The organism is Vibrio sp. Vb0667 (assembly GCF_033391095.1).
In genome coordinates, this window is the sequence record NZ_JAWPOL010000352.1 from 1 (window position 1) to 1,084 (window position 1,084).

Genomic DNA, 1,084 nt, shown 5'->3' on the forward strand with positions numbered 1-1,084 from the left:
TGAAGCAGCGAGCCGAGTAGGCTAATGGCAAATAGCCGTGGCTAAAGACTTCGACTTCGAATTTGTTACGAATCCCTAAGTCTTCACATTGTGTCAGAGTATCGCTTAGCCATTCACGAGATAGCTCAACCGGCATACACCAACGAGTCATCCCTTGTTTTAAAAACAGGTTCAAGGTGTGTGCGTTGTAAGTGTTAATTGCTGGGCCAACGACAAATGGGACTTTGTGTTCAGACGCCAGTTGAACTGCGGACACGTCATTTGCTTCAATCGCAAAGTCACCATTATCGATATACTTCTTCATGATATTGACTTCGCTTGGTGCTTCCAACAATGCCATGGTGGAAAGTACCACTTGCTTACCGGATGCCGATAGGTCTTTGGCAATATCGAACCAATGAGCAGGTTTCATCTCGCGACGTTTTGAACAAACGGTTTCACCCAAGTAGATAATGTCTGCCGAGCTTTCTTTTGCTTGTAAGTAAAATGCTTCGATATCTTGTTTTGGCCAGAAGTACAGCAGTGGGCCAAGTGCGTATTTCATTGAATTTTCCATCTTAACCTCTACTGCCATTTACGGTGGTATGCACCCAGCGTGGTTTGCGTACCTTCAGAAACGTTAGCCAGGGCGGCATCCCAAGCTGCTTCGACTTGGTAAGCTTCTGGGTTTGCTTGGTAACGATCAATTGCTGCGCGCCAAGTGCGAGTAACTTGCTCTACATAAGCAGGGCTGCGTTGACGGCCTTCAATTTTTACCGACGCTACGTTTGCTGCAAACAGTTCAGGAAGCATAGAGAGAGTATTTAAACTGGTTGGTTCTTCCAGCGCGTGGTAACGTTTTTTCTCGCCTTCAATTTCAGCTTCAAAGCGGCCTTTACAAAGCGTTGGATAGCCTGCGTTTTCACCCGCGCAGTAACGGTCGATCAAAATGTTGTTTAATCGAGACTCCAAGCCTTGTTCAGTTTCTTGCCAGCGCACGTATTTCGCTGGAGAGCAGGCTCCGACCGTATTTGGTGATTCACCCGTCATGTAAGACGACAAGTAACAACGACCTTCAGACATGATGCACAGACTGCCAAACGCA

2 protein-coding genes are annotated in these 1,084 nt (G+C 46.9%); both read right to left on the bottom strand.

The window, feature by feature from the left end; translation table 11 throughout:
- The coding region (locus R8269_RS25845; protein ID WP_318222991.1) for a U32 family peptidase at positions 1-544 on the bottom strand (544 nt) is incomplete at its 3' end.
- 20 nt (positions 545-564) lie between these two features.
- On the bottom strand, positions 565-1,084 hold a 520-nt coding region (locus R8269_RS25850; protein WP_318222992.1), incomplete at its 5' end, for a peptidase U32 family protein.